Genomic DNA, 15,490 nt, shown 5'->3' with positions numbered 1-15,490 from the left:
GGAAACCGTGCCCGGCCCGTACTTAGACTAATTCGATGATAACGATCGGAGCTGCATCACCCTGGCGGAAGCCTTTTTTAATGATGCGGGTATAGCCGCCCTGGCGATCTTTGTATTTCGGTGCAATTTCATCAAACAGCTTTTTAACTACATCTTCGTCCATGATATAAGCCAGAGCCTGGCGACGTGCATGAAGATCACCACGTTTAGCAAGGGTAAGCATTTTGTCCGCTACTTTGCGGAGTTCTTTTGCTTTTGCTTCCGTAGTTTCAATGCGTTCGTACTGGAACAAAGAGGTAACAATGCTACGCAGTAATGCTTTACGTGCAGAGCTGTCGCGTCCTAACTTTCTATAAGCCATCGTTCATCCTCCTAAATCTTATTCATCACTGGATTTCAGGTTGTACCCATAATCCCGTAACTTTTCAATGATTTCATCAACAGACTTCTTGCCTAAGTTGCGAATCTTGGCAAGGTCATCTTCCGTCCGTTCTGTCAAATCAGCTAAGGTATAAATATTGGCGCGCTTCAAGCAATTCGAAGCACGTACGGAGAGGTCAAGGACTTCGATTTTAATACCCGTCTTGTCCACGCCGGATTCCGTATCTTCACCGGGTTGATCATTATTGACAAACTCACCGTTGGTTTCATTTACTTTCGGGTTCGTTGCAATGTCCTGGAAGAAATTCAAATAGCTGATCATAATGGAAGCAGCCTTAGCTACAGCGTTTTCAGCTGTAATGCTGCCATCGGTCCATACTTCTAACGACAGCGAATCATAATCCATTTCGTTGCCGACCCGGATATTGCCTACTTCGTAATTCGTCCGAACTACAGGTGAGAAAATGGAGTCAATAGGAATGACACCAATCATATCTGTATCTTTCTTGTTCTTCGTAGACGGTACGTACCCTTTACCGCGTTCGATATGGCACTGCATATGAATATGAGCATCCGTATCAAGAGTTGCAATATGAAGTTCCGGGTTCAAAATTTCAATGTCTGTGTTTACGTCAAGATCTTTTGCGGTGAATTCGCATTCGCCATTTACGTCAACTGTGATATCAAGTTCATCAATATCGTCGCGTGTGAACTTCATGCAAAGCTGCTTCAAATTCAGAATGATATCCGTTACATCTTCACGAACACCGGGGATGGTAGAAAACTCATGCAACACGCCGTCGATTTTAATCGACGTGATAGCAACACCATCTAACGAAGCTAAAAGAATGCGCCGCAAACTATTACCCAATGTGATTCCGTAACCTCTATCCAGAGGTTCGCATACGAATTTTCCGTATTTGCCGTCTTCGCTTTTATTCGCGATATCAATCTTAAACTTGTTGTCATCACTCATTAGGAAAATCCTCCTATTTCAGAATCAAACCAACTTGGAATAAAGCGCAGACTATTATACGCGTCTACGTTTCGGCGGACGGCAACCGTTATGCGGGATTGGTGTTACGTCTTTAATGGAGTTTACTTCTAAGCCAGCTGCCTGTAATGCACGGATAGCAGCTTCACGACCGGAACCAGGACCTTTTACGAAAACTTCAACCTGACGCAGGCCATGTTCCATAGCAGCTTTAGCAGCTGTTTCAGCAGCCATCTGAGCAGCAAACGGAGTGCTCTTACGGGAGCCGCGGAAGCCCATTTCACCAGCGCTGGCCCAGCTCAGAGCGTTGCCCTTTGTATCGCTGATCGTGACGATGGTGTTATTGAAAGTAGAACGAATATGAGCAGCGCCCGATTCTACATGTTTCTTTTCTTTTTTCTTATTGCTTCTTACGTTATTCTTAGCCAAAATCGTGTCCCTCCTTACTCAAAAATTATTTTTTCTTACCAGCAATTGCTTTACGCGGGCCTTTACGTGTACGAGCATTTGTCTTTGTACGCTGACCGCGAACAGGAAGACCTGCACGATGACGTTTGCCACGATAGGAATTTACTTCAATGAGACGTTTTACGTTCAGAGCAGTTTCACGACGAAGGTCGCCTTCTACTTTGTAATCTGTACCGATAACTTCACGGATTTTCTGAACTTCATCTTCCGTCAGATCGCGAACGCGAGTGTCGGGATTGATGCCCGTTTTAGCAAGGATTTCCTGAGAAGAGGAAAGACCAATGCCAAAAATGTATGTTAAACCTACTTCTACACGTTTGTCACGTGGTAAATCTACACCGGCTATACGTGCCATCTATTCATTCACCTCCTGAGAATTAACCTTGTTTCTGTTTATGTTTTGGGTTTTCGCAAATGACCATAACACGGCCTTTACGTTTAATGATTTTGCATTTTTCGCAAATCTTCTTAACCGACGGTTTTACCTTCATAATTAACCTCCTGCGTAATCAAGCTTACTTAAAGCGATACGTAATACGACCGCGATTCAGGTCGTACGGTGTCAATTCCATCGTGACCCGGTCACCCGGCAGGATACGGATGAAGTTCATCCGCATTTTTCCTGATACGTGAGCCAGCACGATGTGGTCGTTTTCCAACTTTACCTTGAACATAGCATTTGGCAGTGCTTCGACAACGACTCCTTCGACTTCAATGACATCCTGCTTAGACATGTCTTACCTCCCTGGTAGATTCAACCTTGGCCCGATTCAATACGGACCGTATCCATTCGTTGCTGATTCGTGTGGAACTGGCGTCCTGAGCGGTTACGCTCGTTCCGAAAATACGGAGATGCCGGCAGTTTTTCTTCTTCGGCTTCTCCACTCTATACGTCCGGCCGTCAGCAATCCATACATACGAACCAGCCAAACGGGCAATGACAACATACATCCGGCCTGCATCTTTACCGGCGCAGCTGATAACAACTGTACCAGTCTGAATCGTAGTCTTATTCATGAGACGGTAAGGTCAGGATTTCAGGACCGTTATCTGTGACAACAATGGTATGTTCGAAATGAGCAGCCGGTTTCTTGTCACGTGTAACGACGGTCCAGCCATTACTCAGCTGATGTGTCTTTTCTGAACCCATGGTAATCATAGGTTCAATAGCCAGGACCAGACCCGGTTCGAGCAGTTCGCCATGACCGGCAAGGCCATAGTTAGGAACTTCCGGATCTTCGTGCATTTCTGAGCCGATGCCATGTCCGACGTAGTCGCGTACGACACCGTATCCGAAGGATTCGGCATAAGCCTGAACGGCATGTCCGATATCACCGAGGTGATTACCGGCTACAGCCTGTTCAATGCCTTTATAGAGGCTTTCTTCAGTTACCTTAAGTAACTGAAGGGTTTCGGGAGCCACGTGACCGATGGGCAAAGTGACCGTCGAATCGCCGTGATACCCGTTTTTGTTTACCACCAAATCAATGCTGATTATGTCGCCATCTTTCAGCTTACGCCGGCCGGGAATCCCATGAACGACTTCTTCGTTCACACTGGCACAAATTGTGGCCGGGAAACCGTAATAACCTTTGCAGCTGGGAAACGCACCGCGACTGCGAATGTATTCTTCACAGCGCTGGTCAAGTTCACCCGTAGTAACACCCGGTTTCGCCAGTTCTCTCATCAAGACCAACGCATCAGCTGTAATCCGGCCTGCTTCACGAATATACTCAATTTCCCTTTTAGATTTTAATATAATCATTCTTATTTACTCTTTTCAAGGCTAGCTACGATATCATGGTATACAGCATCCATGCCCTGTTTACCATCTACTTCGATGTACAGGTTGGAGTTTTTGTAGTAATCGATGAGCGGCTTCGTCTGGGCAGCGTAGACGCTGAGACGTTTTTCTACCGTTTCTACCTTGTCATCATCACGCTGGTATAATTCGCCACCGCATTTATCACAAACACCGGCAACCTTAGACGGTTTGAAGGTCAAGTGATAGGTTGCACCGCATTTACGGCAAATCTGACGGCCTGTCGTACGTTTGATGAGTTCTTCATCCGGCACGGCAATATTAATTACACCATCGAGTTTAATGCCAAGATCGCGGAGAATGGCATCGAGTGAAACCGCCTGGCTTGTGGTCCGCGGGAATCCGTCGAGAATAAAGCCTTTCTTGCAGTCATCCTTTGCCAACCGTTCCTTGACAATACCTACTGTTACAGCATCAGGAACCAGCTGACCATTATCCATATACTTCTTTGCTTCCAAGCCCAGAGGAGTCTGTTCCTTCACAGCCGCACGGAACATGTCGCCCGTAGAGATCTGAGGAATACCGTACTGTTCAATCAAGCGTTCGGCCTGTGTGCCTTTGCCGGCCCCCGGAGGGCCCATTAACAGAATATACATTCAAACTACCTCCTTATTTCATGAAACCTTGATACTGCTTGTTGAGAACCAAGGATTCAGCCTGTTTCATCGTATCGATAGCAACACCGACGACGATCAGAAGTGCTGTACCACCGAAGTACACGCCCTGGATACCGGTAATCCAGCCGATAAAGTTCGGCAGGATAGCGACAAAAGCCAGGAAGAACGCACCGGCCAGAGTGATTCTGGTCATGATCCGGTCAATATAAGCTGCCGTCGGCTGCCCCGGACGAATGCCCGGAATGAAGCCGCCGTACTTTTGCATATTTTCGGTGAGCTGTGGAATATTCAGCGTGATAGCTGTGTAAAAATAGGTGAAGAACATGATCAGCAGTGCGTACATGATCGTGTTGGTAAGTGTGCCCCAAGCAAAGAAGCTTGCAATCCACTGGACCGTTTCATTCTGCACGAACTGTGCAATCGTGATTGGGAACATCAGCACTGAAGATGCGAAGATGATAGGAATAACGCCAGCCTGGTTTACTTTCAGGGGAATATGTGTCGTGTGACCACCATACATTTTCCGGCCAACAACGCGTTTCGCATATTGTACGGAAACACGGCGCTGCCCTTGCGTTACTTCAATTACAACAACAATCATCAAAAGTGCGATAACAGCGAAAAGCAAGGCTTGGAAAATATTGATACTTCCAGCCTGTACGTACTGGTAAATCGTGCTTGCACCCGTTGGGAAGCGTGCTACGATACCTGCGAAGATGATCAACGAGATACCGTTACCAATGCCGCCTGCTGTGATCTGGTCACCAAGCCACATGAGGAAACACGTTCCGGCCGTCAATACAATGGATACCATGAAGACCATGGCCCAGCTGTTATCGACGAGGGCGTTATTAACTTTCAGAGCATAGCTCATGGCAAATGCCTGAATGAAACCGAGAGCCACCGTGCCCCAGCGCGTTACTTTCTGGATTTTATCACGGCCGTCCTGGTTGTCTTTGGCCCACTGTTCAAACGTAGGAACAACCGATGTCAGCAGCTGCATAATGATCGATGCGTTGATGTACGGTGTAATACTCATAGCCAGTACTGAGAACTTGCTCAGAGCACCACCGGAAAACAAATCGAGCAAACCAAAGAGGTTGCCGCTGCTAAACAGACTTTCAATCGCTGATGAATCCACACCCGGAACCGGGATGTGGACACCAAGGCGAAATATGATAAACATGATCAAGGTGAACACCGCACGACGACGGAACTCAGGAACGTTCAGAACATTCTGAATGTTTTCTAGCACCTTAGATCACCTCTACTTTACCACCGGCTGCTTCAATTTTCTGCTGTGCCGATTTAGTAAAGCCCTGCGCTTTAACAGTGAGTTTCTTTTCCAGTTCACCGTTACCGAGGATGCGGATACCATCACGGACATTTTTAACAATACCGGCATCTACGAGCGTTACAGGAGTAACTTCGGTGCCATCTTCAAAGCGGTTTAACGTGGAAACGTTAACTTCAGCATATGTCTTAGCGAAGATATTTTTGAAGCCTCGTTTCGGCAGTAAACGATACAACGGCATCTGGCCGCCTTCGAAGCCCGGACGAGTGCCGCCGCCACTGCGGGAGTTCTGACCTTTATTGCCTTTACCGGCTGTAGTGCCGTTACCGGAACCGGTACCGCGGCCTACACGGGTACGTTTTTTCTTAGAGCCGGGAATAATGCTCATTTCATGAAGTTTCAATTCAGCGTACCTCCTTCTCTATTAAATTTCTTCTACTTTAACCAAGTGTTCAACTTTATGAAGCATACCTTTAATCTGCGGTGTAGCTTCTTTAATTACTGTGGAGTTGGTCTTGTGAAGACCCAGGGCGACAACCGTTGCACGCTGATCGGCAGGACGGCTGGCAACGCTCTTTACAAGAGTAACTTTTACTTGAGACATTACGTTATCCTCCTCTTATCAGCCGTAAATTTCTTCTACAGTTTTACCGCGGAGTTCAGCTACTTTATTAGCATCTTTCAACTGGGAAAGACCTGTGAGAGTAGCACGAACCATGTTGTTCGGGTTGGACGAGCCGAGGGATTTCGTGAGGATGTTACGTACACCTACGAGTTCCAATACGGCACGAACGGGGCCACCAGCGATAACGCCAGTACCTTCAGCAGCCGGTTTCAAGAGAACCTTGCCGGCACCAAAAATGCCTGTAATCTGGTGAGGAATGGAACCGTTTTTGAGCGGTACCGTAATCATATTTTTCTTAGCGTCTTCAACACCCTTGCGGATAGCTTCGGGAACTTCGCCAGCTTTACCTAATCCTGCGCCTACGCGACCGTTGCCGTCACCGACAACAACGAGGGCACTGAAGGAAAAACGACGGCCGCCTTTAACTACCTTAGCAACACGGTTGATGAATACGACATTTTCCTGTAATTCGAGACCTGCATGGTCAACTTTTGCCATGTGTTATTTCCTCCTTGATTAGAATTTCAAGCCAGCTTCGCGAGCTGCTGCAGCCAGAGCTGCTACACGGCCGTGGTATACATAACCGCCGCGGTCAAATACTACTGTCGTAATGCCCTTTTCGAGCGCCCGTTCAGCTACGAGCTTACCAACCAGTTTCGCTGCTTCAGCATTGCCGCCGAAAGCATTCTGCTCTTTGATTTCCTTGTCTAATGTGCTGGCGGAAACGAGAGTCGTACCAGTTACATCATCAATTACCTGAGCATACATATTGGAAAGGCTGCGGAAAACGTTCAAACGCGGACGTTCTGCCGTACCATTAAGATTCTTGCGTAAGCGCCAATGACGTTTAACGCGGATAGCGTTCTTACTCTTTTTCAAGGAATTCACTCCCTTCTTTAGTTGATTAAATTATTTCTTCGTACCAGCTTTACCAGCTTTACGACGTACATGTTCGCCAGCATAACGAATACCTTTGCCCTTATACGGTTCAGGCAGACGATAGCCACGGATCTTAGCAGCGAATTCGCCAACATGTTCTTTGTTAGCGCCGGATACTACGATCTGTGTAGCGCTCGGGCATTCAACAGTGATGCCTTCCGGAGCGTCGAGTTCGAGGGGGTGGGAGAAACCAAGGGTCAGGGCAAGTTTTTTGCCTTTCATCTGGGCTCTGTAACCAACGCCTACGATTTCGAGTTCTTTCTTAAAGCCTGTCGTTACGCCTGTTACCATGTTGGCAATAAGGGCACGAGTCAGACCGTGCAGCGCACGATTATTTTTATCGTCATTCGGACGTTCTACTGTAATGACGTTATCTTGTACTGTTACTTTCATATCCGGGTGAAGCGTACGAGTGAGTTCGCCTTTCGGGCCTTTAACGGTAATTACCAAGCCATCGAGGTTTACATTTACGCCTGCCGGGATATCAATAGGCATTCTACCTACTCGGGACATATTGACACCTCCAAAACAATTTACCAGACGTAAGCGAGAACTTCGCCGCCTAAACCAAGTTTACGAGCTTTTTTGTCGCTCATAACGCCCTGAGACGTAGAAATTACTGCAATCCCTAAACCGCCAAGTACGCGCGGAAGTTCTTCCTTGTTTGCATAAACGCGCAGGCCCGGTTTGGAAATTCTCTTGATGCCGGTAATTACTTTTTCTTTATTAGAACCATAGCGAAGAGTAACTTTCAGTGTTTTACCTTCATTTACGGTTTCAAAATTCTTAACGAAGCCTTCTTCTTTCAGGATTTCAAGCACTGCTGCCTTTACCTTAGAAGCGGGCATTTCTACTTTTTCGTGATATGCCGAATTGGCATTACGGATTCTGGTGAGCATATCCGCAATCGGATCGGTCATTACCATAATCTAAAACCTCCCTCCATGTAATTATGTTACCAGCTGGCTTTTTTAACGCCAGGAATCTGACCTTTATAAGCCAGTTCACGGAATGTGATACGGCTGATGCCGAATTTACGCATATAACCGTGAGGACGTCCTGTTACTTTGCAACGATTGTGCAGACGTACAGGCGAAGCGTTAGCAGGCAACTGAGAAAGTGCTTCATAATCGCCTTTCGCTTTTAATTCAGCACGGAGCTTAGCGTATTTGGCAACCAGTTTTTCACGTTTCTTTTCACGTTCAAGCATAGACTTCTTTGCCATGTATGTAATCCTCCTTATTGTTGCTTTTCAAACGGCATGCCCATCAGTTTCAGCATGTAACGGCCTTCTTCATCCGTTTTAGCTGTCGTAACGATGGTGATATCCATGCCACGGGCTTTATCAATCTTATCGTATTCGATTTCCGGGAAAATCAGCTGTTCTTTCAAGCCAAGCGTATAGTTACCGCGGCCGTCAAAACCAGTTGCGCTGACACCGTGGAAGTCACGTACGCGAGGCAAAGACAGATTGATCAGCTTATCGAGGAATTCATACATCCGTTCGCCGCGCAGTGTAACTTTGCAGCCGAGGTTCATGCCTTCACGGATTTTGAAAGCTGCGATGGATTTCTTAGCTTTCGTAATTAACGGTTTCTGACCGGAAATGATCGTCAGATCATTTACAGCAGCATCCAATGCTTTAGAATTCGTAACAGCTTCACCGACGGCCATGTTGATGACAACTTTGGTCAGCTTCGGGATCTGCATTACGTTTTTGTAGTTATATTTTTCCTGTAATCCTTTCGTTACATCCGAAAGGTATAAGTCTTTTAATCTGGACACTCTCAAGGCCCTCCCTTCTATAGGTTAAGTTAGATAGCTTTGCCGCTCTTAACAGCTGTACGTACTTTTGTGCCGTCAGCCTGCTGTACCATTTTGATACGAGTCGGTTTGCCGCTTTCAGGATCAATAAGCATTACGTTGGAAACATGCAGTGCAGCTTCCTTTTCAATAATGCCGCCTTGAGGATTGTTCTGTGTCGGTTTTGTGTGACGTTTTACTTTATTTAAGCCTTCTACAACTACACGTTCCGTTTTCGGATATGTAGCCAGGACCTTACCTTTTTTGCCTTTTTCTTTACCGGCGATGACAATAACGCTGTCGCCAGTTTTGATGTGCATTTTACCCATTTAGAACACCTCCTCTGATTATAATACTTCCGGAGCCAGGGAGATGATCTTCATGAAATCTTTTTCACGCAGTTCTCTGGCAACCGGTCCAAAAATACGAGTGCCTTTAGGGCTCTTGTCGTTGTTGATTACGACAGCCGCATTTTCGTCAAAGCGGATATAAGAACCATCGGCACGGCGTAATCCTTTTTTAGAACGGACGATAACGGCTTTCACTACATCGCCCTTCTTGACAACGCCGCCGGGTGTTGCATCTTTAACAGTGCATGTGATAATATCGCCGATGTTACCATACTTTCTGTACGAACCACCCATGACCTGGATGCAGAGTACTTTTTTCGCACCCGTGTTATCGGCAACATTCAACACAGTTTCTTGCTGAATCATGGCTTGACCTCCTATTAATCGATCTTACTTCGCTTTTTCAACGATCGTTACTACGCGCCAATGTTTCTGCTTGGACAGCGGGCGAGTTTCTTCAATACGTACGATATCACCGATACCGCATTCGTTGTTTTCATCATGAGCTTTAAACTTCACGGTGCTTACCATCGGCTTTTTGTAAAGTTCATGCTGTTCTTTATATTCTACAGCAACTACAACGGTTTTATCCATTTTGTCGCTGACTACTTTACCTACGCGGATCTTCCGTTCATTTCTTTCCATCTTGTGCATTGACCTCCTTTTAGATTTTCAACCCTATGTGACTTACGCCTGTGCTTTCAATTCTGCTTCGCGCTGTACCGTTTTGATGCGTGCGATAGTTTTCTTTACTTCACGGATGCGCATTGGATTTTCTAATTGGCCGGTCGCATGTTGAAAACGGAGGTTAAACAATTCTTCCTTCAGGCTAACCACCTTTTCGTCCATTTCGGCAGCGCTAAGAGCACGGATTTCTTTAACCTTCATTTTATTCACCACCTAATTCTTCCTGACCTTTAATAACAAATTTAGTTTTGATCGGCAGTTTATGGCCGGCAAGACGCATAGCTTCACGGGCTACTTCAACGCTAACGCCGCCCATTTCGAAGAGTACGCGACCCGGTTTAACAACTGCAACCCAGTATTCCGGGGAACCTTTACCGGAACCCATACGAGTTTCAGCAGGTTTTGCTGTGATCGGCTTATCCGGGAAAATTTTGATCCAGACTTTACCACCACGTTTGATATAACGAGTCATAGCAATACGGGCAGCTTCGATCTGACGGTTCGTAATCCAAGCCGGTTCGAGAGAAACCAAACCATAATCGCCATGAGCAACTTTATTACCGCGCATAGCCTTACCTTTTAAACGGCCGCGGAACTGTTTACGATGTTTAACACGTTTTGGAATTAACATCAGTTGTCACTCCCTTCACGTTTTTTCTGCGGAGCTCTTTTAGCTTCCGGAAGGATTTCTCCTTTGTAAATCCAGCACTTGATGCCGATGCAGCCATAAGTCGTATGAGCTTCAGCAAAGCCATAATCGATGTCTGCACGCAGTGTATGCAGGGGGATAGAACCATCACGAACGGATTCGCTACGGGCAATTTCAGCACCGCCAAGACGGCCGGAGCACATGATCTTAATACCTTTAGCGCCCATACGCATCGTACGGCCTACGCACTGTTTCATAGCGCGACGGAAACCAATACGGCGTTCGAGCTGGCCGGCTACGTTTTCAGCTACGAGAGTAGCATCCATTTCAGCCTGTTTAATTTCTTCGATGTTTACATCGACGTTTTTATCAGTGAAAGCTTTGAGTGCTTTCTTGATGTCTTCGATACCAGCGCCGCCACGGCCAATGACCATGCCCGGTTTAGCTGTATGAATGATCAATTTAATACGTTTTGCAGAACGTTCGATTTCGATACGAGAAACGCCTGCAATATATAACTGTTTCTTTAAGAAATCACGGATTCTCACGTCTTCATTCAGAAGTGCGGCATAATCTTTTTCTGCATACCACTTTGCGTCCCAAGGTTTTACAACACCGACACGAAATCCATGGGCGTTAACTTTTTGACCCACTACGTTTCCCTCCCTTAAGCTCTTTCTTTTACTACTACAGTCACATGACTGGAATGTTTCAGGATCTTGAACGCCTGTCCACGGCTGCGCGGATGAATACGTTTCAGCGTGGATGCCTGGTCAACAAAGATTTCAGAAACATACAAAGTATCTGCGTTCATATCATGATTATGTTCCGCGTTGGCGACAGCCGAACGAAGAACCTTTTCTACAACCTTAGAACCTACTTTAGGAGTAAATTTCAAGATAGAGAAAGCTTCGCCTACATTTTTGCCCCGTACCAAGTCAGCTACGATCCGGATTTTACGGGGGGCAATGCGAATATGTTTAGCAATTGCTTTTGCTTCCATGTTTAGTACCTCCCTTAGCGTGTAACTTTTTCGGATTTAGCGTGCCCCTTGAACGTACGGGTAGGAGCGAATTCACCGAGTTTATGACCAACCATGTCTTCCGTTACATAAACGGGAACGTGCTTACGGCCGTCGTGAACAGCAATCGTATGACCTACGAAGCTAGGCAGAATAGTAGATGCACGAGACCAGGTTTTGATTACTTTTTTTTCGTTAGCTTCATTCAGAGCATCAATCTTTTTCAAGAGATGAGCTGCTACGAATGGGCCCTTTTTGACAGATCTGGACACTTATATATCTCCTTTCCTAGACCTATTTACGTCTCTTCACAATAAATTTACTGGAAGCCTTCTTAGCGTCGCGCGTCTTCACGCCGTATGCAGGTTTTCCCCAAGGAGTAACCGGACGTTTACGACCGACAGGAGACTTACCTTCACCACCGCCATGGGGATGGTCACACGGGTTCATGACAACACCACGGTTGCCCGGGCGGATACCCATCCAACGGGAACGGCCGGCTTTACCGATTGTGATGTTTTCATAATCCGGGTTGCTGACGATACCGATTGTGGCACGGCAGTTTACGTGAACCTGACGCAATTCGCCGGAAGGAAGACGGAGCAGTGCATAGTTGCCTTCTTTAGCGATGAGCTGAGCCGAAGTACCAGCGGAGCGAACGATCTGTGCGCCTTTGCCGATTTTCAGTTCAATGTTGTGTACTACAGTACCAAGAGGAATCTTGCCGAGGGGCAATGCATTCCCGATCTTGATATCGGATTCCGGGCCGCTGACGACGACGTCGCCAACTTTGAGGCCGTGCGGAGCGATGATATATTTCTTTTCGCCATCTGCATAGTTCAGAAGAGCGATGTTTGCAGAGCGGTTCGGATCGTATTCGATCGTTGCTACTTTTGCAGGGATATTGTCTTTAATACGTTTGAAGTCGATCAAACGATAACGGCGTTTATGACCGCCGCCCTGATGGCGAACCGTCATTCTGCCCTGATTGTTACGACCGCCCTTGCTCGTTACTTTAGAGAGCAAGGATTTTTCCGGTGTGGACGTCGTGATTTCATCGAAAGTCGAAACTGTCATGAAACGGCGGCCGGCGGAATACGGTTTAAAAGATTTAATGGCCATTTTGGTGCCTCCTCCTTTATTTCAGTATTGCTTAAGCTTCAAAGAATTCGATGGATTCGCCTTCCTGAAGTGTTACGATGGCTTTCTTGTAGTCCGGACGCTTACCAATGTATTTACCCATGCGTTTGAACTTGCCCATCGTACGCATCGTCGTTACGCTTTTAACTTTTACTTTGAAAACAGCTTCAACGGCTTTGCGAATTTCAATCTTGTTTGCATGGAGCGGTACCTGAAATGTATATTTGCCATCAGACATCATCATTGTCGTTTTTTCAGTGATGATCGGTTTAATCAAGAGATCATGCATATCCATTAGCCGAGCACCTCCTCAATCTTAGCCACAGCGCTCTTCGTAACGAATAATTTCGTGTAGTGAAGCAGATCAAAGATATTGATGTTTTCTGTGGAAACGGCTTTTACGCCTTCAATGTTGCGGGCGCAGCGTGTTACGATTTCGTCATGATCCGTAACAAACAGAACTTTTTCACCTGCAAACTTGAAGTTATTAACGATCTGAACAACTTCTTTAGTCTTCGGTGCTGCCAAGTTGATTTCGTCGAGTACGAAGAGTTCGTTCGTATTGACTTTATCGCTCAGCGCGGATTTAACAGCCAGACGTCTTGCTTTGCGAGGCATCTTCTGTTCATAAGAACGCGGATGGGGACCCCATACCGTGCCGCCGCCAACCCACAAGGGGCTACGGGTGCTACCACAACGGGCCCGGCCGGTTCCTTTTTGTTTCCAAGGTTTTCTGCCGCCGCCGCGTACCAAACCACGGGTTTTCGTAGAATGTGTGCCTAAGCGTTCGTTGGCGAGCTGACGAAGTACAGCCTGTCTTACAACAGCTTCGTTTACTTCAACGCCAAATACGCTATCGTTCAATTCGATTTCACCGGTCTGTGCGCCGGCAATATTATACGTGCTTACTTTTGGCATTTATTTATCCTCCTTCCTGTATGACAACTATTAGCGGGGTTTTACCGTGTCGCGAATCATTACCAGGCTGCCTTTAGCACCCGGAATACCACCTTTAATCAGGATAAGATTCTTGTCAGTGTCAACTTTGACAACGGACAGATGAAGAACTGTAGCCTGATTACCACCATATTGTCCAGGAAGTTTTTTACCTTTGACGACTTTACCGCCGCCACCACTGGTCATAGGTCCGAGAGAACCCGGTTCACGGTGAGATTTAGAGCCATGACCCATAGGTCCACGGTGGAAACCGTGACGTTCAATTGTACCTGCGAAGCCTTTACCTTTGCTGGTGCCAATTACGTCGACGAGATCGCCGCTTGCGAAAATATCAGCTGCCAGAGTTTGGCCTACCGTATATTCCGGCGTATCTTGTAAACGCAATTCGCGAAGGTATTTAACAGGCGTTACGCCTGCCTTGTCGAACTGGCCTTTAACAGGTTTCGTAAGATGTTTTTCTTTGATATCGCCATAGCCGAGCTGAATGGAATTGTAACCGTCCGTATCTACTGTCTTTACGCGTACAACTACATTCGGGGATGCTTCAACGACTGTTACTGGAACGACTGCGCCTTCTTCTGTGAAGATCTGAGTCATACCGAGTTTTTTACCCAAAATAGCTTTAGACATAATCGCACCTCCTCCTATAATTTGATTTCGATGTCTACGCCTGCCGGCAGGTCGAGACGCATGAGAGCATCAACCGTTTTCGGGGATACTTCAAGGATATCGATCAAGCGTTTGTGCGTACGCAATTCGAATTGTTCACGAGAATCTTTGTTAACATGTGGGGAACGAAGAATCGTGAAGATGTTTTTTTCCGTCGGGAGCGGAATCGGGCCGGATACCATTGCACCTGTCCGTTTCGCCGTTTCGACGATTTTCGCCGCGCTCTGATCCAACACTTTGTGGTCATAAGCCTTGAGGCGAATTCTGATTCTTTCCTGTTTTGCCATTACGTAATTCCTCCTAACGTCTATTTCATTGAACAGACTGCTCCATAGAAGTTTCCCCGCCAGGCGGGCAACATTCTATTTCATAGTTTTTCTACGCGTCGCAGCAGAGATAGACAGAGATACCCTGTTGTCGCGTACTTGATTATCATACTACAAATTACCCTTCTATGCAAGGACTTTAACCGCTATTTTATGCTATTTCACGCCGATTCAGACTTATTTCGCATGTTCCGTATGTGTTTCTGTACTAAAAAAACATCTGCAGCAAATGCTGCAGATGTTTTTATCAGTTCAAGCAGTTGTATTAGCCTTCGATTTCGGATACAACGCCGGCGCCAACTGTACGGCCGCCTTCGCGGATAGCGAAACGGAGACCGGCTTCGATAGCGATCGGTGTGATCAATTCAACGTCCATTTTGACGTTATCGCCAGGCATGCACATTTCTGTGCCTTCCGGCAGCTGGATTACACCAGTTACGTCGGTTGTACGGAAGTAGAACTGCGGACGGTAGCCGTTGAAGAACGGTGTATGACGGCCGCCTTCATCTTTTGTCAGGACATATACCTGAGCTTTGAATTTCGTGTGCGGATGAATCGTGCCCGGTTTTGCAAGTACCTGGCCACGTTCGATTTCTTTACGGTCAACACCACGGAGCAGAGCGCCGATGTTGTCGCCGGCTTCAGCGAGGTCAAGCAGTTTACGGAACATTTCTACGCCCGTTACTACGGTGTTCTTCGGTTCGTCAGCCAAGCCAACGATTTCTACTGCGTCGCCTACTTTAACCGT

Annotated in this window: 32 protein-coding genes; all 32 read right to left on the bottom strand. The window is 46.7% G+C overall.

Going from position 1 to position 15,490, the window contains the following annotated elements; translation table 11 throughout:
* Window positions 1–22: 22 nt before the first annotated feature.
* Window positions 23–361, bottom strand: coding sequence for a 50S ribosomal protein L17 (rplQ, locus tag PGX44_RS10025; RefSeq protein ID WP_186503355.1), 339 nt, complete (start codon window positions 359–361; stop codon window positions 23–25).
* An 18-nt stretch (window positions 362–379) separates the two neighbouring features.
* Entirely contained in the window at window positions 380–1,357 is a 978-nt protein-coding gene (locus PGX44_RS10020) for a DNA-directed RNA polymerase subunit alpha (protein ID WP_498855266.1), read from the bottom strand.
* 54 nt (window positions 1,358–1,411) lie between these two features.
* Window positions 1,412–1,804: a 30S ribosomal protein S11 gene (rpsK, locus tag PGX44_RS10015; protein ID WP_186503353.1), complete on the bottom strand. Its 393-nt coding sequence runs from the start codon at window positions 1,802–1,804 to the stop codon at window positions 1,412–1,414.
* 25 nt (window positions 1,805–1,829) lie between these two features.
* On the bottom strand, window positions 1,830–2,198 hold the full coding sequence (gene rpsM / locus PGX44_RS10010; protein ID WP_186503351.1) for a 30S ribosomal protein S13: 369 nt from the start codon (window positions 2,196–2,198) through the stop codon (window positions 1,830–1,832).
* A 22-nt stretch (window positions 2,199–2,220) separates the two neighbouring features.
* Complete coding sequence (gene rpmJ, locus PGX44_RS10005) at window positions 2,221–2,334, bottom strand: 50S ribosomal protein L36 (RefSeq protein ID WP_007391661.1); 114 nt, start codon at window positions 2,332–2,334, stop codon at window positions 2,221–2,223.
* A gap of 24 nt (window positions 2,335–2,358) precedes the next feature.
* Window positions 2,359–2,577 carry a translation initiation factor IF-1 gene (gene infA / locus PGX44_RS10000; RefSeq protein WP_186503349.1) on the bottom strand — a complete coding sequence of 73 codons (219 nt, stop codon included), beginning with the start codon at window positions 2,575–2,577 and terminating at the stop codon, window positions 2,359–2,361.
* Window positions 2,570–2,860 carry a KOW domain-containing RNA-binding protein gene (locus tag PGX44_RS09995; protein WP_186503347.1) on the bottom strand — a complete coding sequence of 97 codons (291 nt, stop codon included), beginning with the start codon at window positions 2,858–2,860 and terminating at the stop codon, window positions 2,570–2,572. Before PGX44_RS09995 ends, infA begins: the two co-directional genes overlap by 8 nt.
* Entirely contained in the window at window positions 2,853–3,608 is a 756-nt protein-coding gene (map, locus tag PGX44_RS09990; RefSeq protein WP_186503346.1) for a type I methionyl aminopeptidase, read from the bottom strand. Before map ends, PGX44_RS09995 begins: the two co-directional genes overlap by 8 nt.
* Before the next feature lie 2 nt (window positions 3,609–3,610).
* Entirely contained in the window at window positions 3,611–4,261 is a 651-nt protein-coding gene (locus PGX44_RS09985) for an adenylate kinase (protein ID WP_186503345.1), read from the bottom strand.
* Between the two features lie 13 nt (window positions 4,262–4,274).
* Window positions 4,275–5,537: a preprotein translocase subunit SecY gene (secY, locus tag PGX44_RS09980; RefSeq protein ID WP_498855265.1), complete on the bottom strand. Its 1,263-nt coding sequence runs from the start codon at window positions 5,535–5,537 to the stop codon at window positions 4,275–4,277.
* 1 nt (window position 5,538) lies between these two features.
* A complete protein-coding gene (gene rplO / locus PGX44_RS09975; RefSeq protein WP_186503343.1) occupies window positions 5,539–5,979 on the bottom strand; it encodes a 50S ribosomal protein L15 in 441 nt (146 codons plus the stop codon).
* A gap of 21 nt (window positions 5,980–6,000) precedes the next feature.
* Complete coding sequence (gene rpmD / locus PGX44_RS09970) at window positions 6,001–6,180, bottom strand: 50S ribosomal protein L30 (RefSeq protein WP_186503342.1); 180 nt, start codon at window positions 6,178–6,180, stop codon at window positions 6,001–6,003.
* A gap of 18 nt (window positions 6,181–6,198) precedes the next feature.
* A complete protein-coding gene (gene rpsE, locus PGX44_RS09965) occupies window positions 6,199–6,699 on the bottom strand; it encodes a 30S ribosomal protein S5 (protein WP_186503341.1) in 501 nt (166 codons plus the stop codon).
* Between the two features lie 18 nt (window positions 6,700–6,717).
* Window positions 6,718–7,080, bottom strand: a complete 363-nt coding sequence (gene rplR, locus PGX44_RS09960) for a 50S ribosomal protein L18 (protein WP_186503340.1) — start codon at window positions 7,078–7,080, stop codon at window positions 6,718–6,720.
* 30 nt (window positions 7,081–7,110) lie between these two features.
* A complete protein-coding gene (rplF, locus tag PGX44_RS09955; protein ID WP_289002300.1) occupies window positions 7,111–7,653 on the bottom strand; it encodes a 50S ribosomal protein L6 in 543 nt (180 codons plus the stop codon).
* Window positions 7,654–7,673: 20 nt separating this feature from the next.
* Window positions 7,674–8,066: a 30S ribosomal protein S8 gene (gene rpsH, locus PGX44_RS09950; protein WP_186503337.1), complete on the bottom strand. Its 393-nt coding sequence runs from the start codon at window positions 8,064–8,066 to the stop codon at window positions 7,674–7,676.
* 29 nt (window positions 8,067–8,095) lie between these two features.
* Complete coding sequence (gene rpsN / locus PGX44_RS09945; RefSeq protein ID WP_498855264.1) at window positions 8,096–8,365, bottom strand: 30S ribosomal protein S14; 270 nt, start codon at window positions 8,363–8,365, stop codon at window positions 8,096–8,098.
* A gap of 14 nt (window positions 8,366–8,379) precedes the next feature.
* Window positions 8,380–8,925, bottom strand: a complete 546-nt coding sequence (gene rplE, locus PGX44_RS09940) for a 50S ribosomal protein L5 (RefSeq protein ID WP_186503335.1) — start codon at window positions 8,923–8,925, stop codon at window positions 8,380–8,382.
* A gap of 29 nt (window positions 8,926–8,954) precedes the next feature.
* Entirely contained in the window at window positions 8,955–9,272 is a 318-nt protein-coding gene (gene rplX, locus PGX44_RS09935) for a 50S ribosomal protein L24 (protein WP_498855263.1), read from the bottom strand.
* Window positions 9,273–9,290: 18 nt separating this feature from the next.
* Window positions 9,291–9,659: a 50S ribosomal protein L14 gene (gene rplN, locus PGX44_RS09930; RefSeq protein ID WP_059076098.1), complete on the bottom strand. Its 369-nt coding sequence runs from the start codon at window positions 9,657–9,659 to the stop codon at window positions 9,291–9,293.
* 24 nt (window positions 9,660–9,683) lie between these two features.
* A complete protein-coding gene (rpsQ, locus tag PGX44_RS09925) occupies window positions 9,684–9,938 on the bottom strand; it encodes a 30S ribosomal protein S17 (protein ID WP_186503334.1) in 255 nt (84 codons plus the stop codon).
* A gap of 42 nt (window positions 9,939–9,980) precedes the next feature.
* Complete coding sequence (gene rpmC / locus PGX44_RS09920) at window positions 9,981–10,181, bottom strand: 50S ribosomal protein L29 (protein WP_014015743.1); 201 nt, start codon at window positions 10,179–10,181, stop codon at window positions 9,981–9,983.
* Window position 10,182: 1 nt separating this feature from the next.
* Window positions 10,183–10,611 (bottom strand): 50S ribosomal protein L16, encoded by a 429-nt coding sequence (rplP, locus tag PGX44_RS09915; protein WP_186503333.1) that lies wholly within the window; start codon window positions 10,609–10,611, stop codon window positions 10,183–10,185.
* Window positions 10,611–11,282, bottom strand: a complete 672-nt coding sequence (gene rpsC, locus PGX44_RS09910; RefSeq protein ID WP_186503332.1) for a 30S ribosomal protein S3 — start codon at window positions 11,280–11,282, stop codon at window positions 10,611–10,613. The genes rplP and rpsC overlap by 1 nt, the downstream gene beginning before the upstream one ends.
* A 14-nt stretch (window positions 11,283–11,296) precedes the next feature.
* Entirely contained in the window at window positions 11,297–11,632 is a 336-nt protein-coding gene (rplV, locus tag PGX44_RS09905) for a 50S ribosomal protein L22 (protein ID WP_186503331.1), read from the bottom strand.
* Between the two features lie 14 nt (window positions 11,633–11,646).
* Window positions 11,647–11,922: a 30S ribosomal protein S19 gene (gene rpsS, locus PGX44_RS09900; RefSeq protein ID WP_186503329.1), complete on the bottom strand. Its 276-nt coding sequence runs from the start codon at window positions 11,920–11,922 to the stop codon at window positions 11,647–11,649.
* Between the two features lie 22 nt (window positions 11,923–11,944).
* A complete protein-coding gene (gene rplB / locus PGX44_RS09895; protein WP_186503327.1) occupies window positions 11,945–12,772 on the bottom strand; it encodes a 50S ribosomal protein L2 in 828 nt (275 codons plus the stop codon).
* Window positions 12,773–12,803: 31 nt separating this feature from the next.
* Window positions 12,804–13,085, bottom strand: a complete 282-nt coding sequence (rplW, locus tag PGX44_RS09890; RefSeq protein ID WP_186503325.1) for a 50S ribosomal protein L23 — start codon at window positions 13,083–13,085, stop codon at window positions 12,804–12,806.
* Complete coding sequence (gene rplD / locus PGX44_RS09885) at window positions 13,085–13,708, bottom strand: 50S ribosomal protein L4 (protein ID WP_186503323.1); 624 nt, start codon at window positions 13,706–13,708, stop codon at window positions 13,085–13,087. The genes rplW and rplD overlap by 1 nt, the downstream gene beginning before the upstream one ends.
* A 30-nt stretch (window positions 13,709–13,738) precedes the next feature.
* Window positions 13,739–14,377 carry a 50S ribosomal protein L3 gene (gene rplC, locus PGX44_RS09880; RefSeq protein WP_498855262.1) on the bottom strand — a complete coding sequence of 213 codons (639 nt, stop codon included), beginning with the start codon at window positions 14,375–14,377 and terminating at the stop codon, window positions 13,739–13,741.
* A 14-nt stretch (window positions 14,378–14,391) separates the two neighbouring features.
* Window positions 14,392–14,703 (bottom strand): 30S ribosomal protein S10, encoded by a 312-nt coding sequence (gene rpsJ / locus PGX44_RS09875; RefSeq protein WP_186503319.1) that lies wholly within the window; start codon window positions 14,701–14,703, stop codon window positions 14,392–14,394.
* 304 nt (window positions 14,704–15,007) lie between these two features.
* Window positions 15,008–15,490 (bottom strand): EF-Tu C-terminal domain-related protein (locus tag PGX44_RS09870; RefSeq protein ID WP_498855261.1); only part of this gene is annotated, 483 nt, incomplete at its 5' end.

The sequence above is a fragment of the Caecibacter sp. AF58-12pH5A genome (genome assembly GCF_027681725.1).
In the GTDB taxonomy this organism is placed as follows: domain Bacteria; phylum Bacillota; class Negativicutes; order Veillonellales; family Megasphaeraceae; genus Megasphaera; species Megasphaera hominis.
Note: the sequence above shows the minus strand (reverse complement) of the source record. Positions and strands in the feature narration are given on the sequence as shown.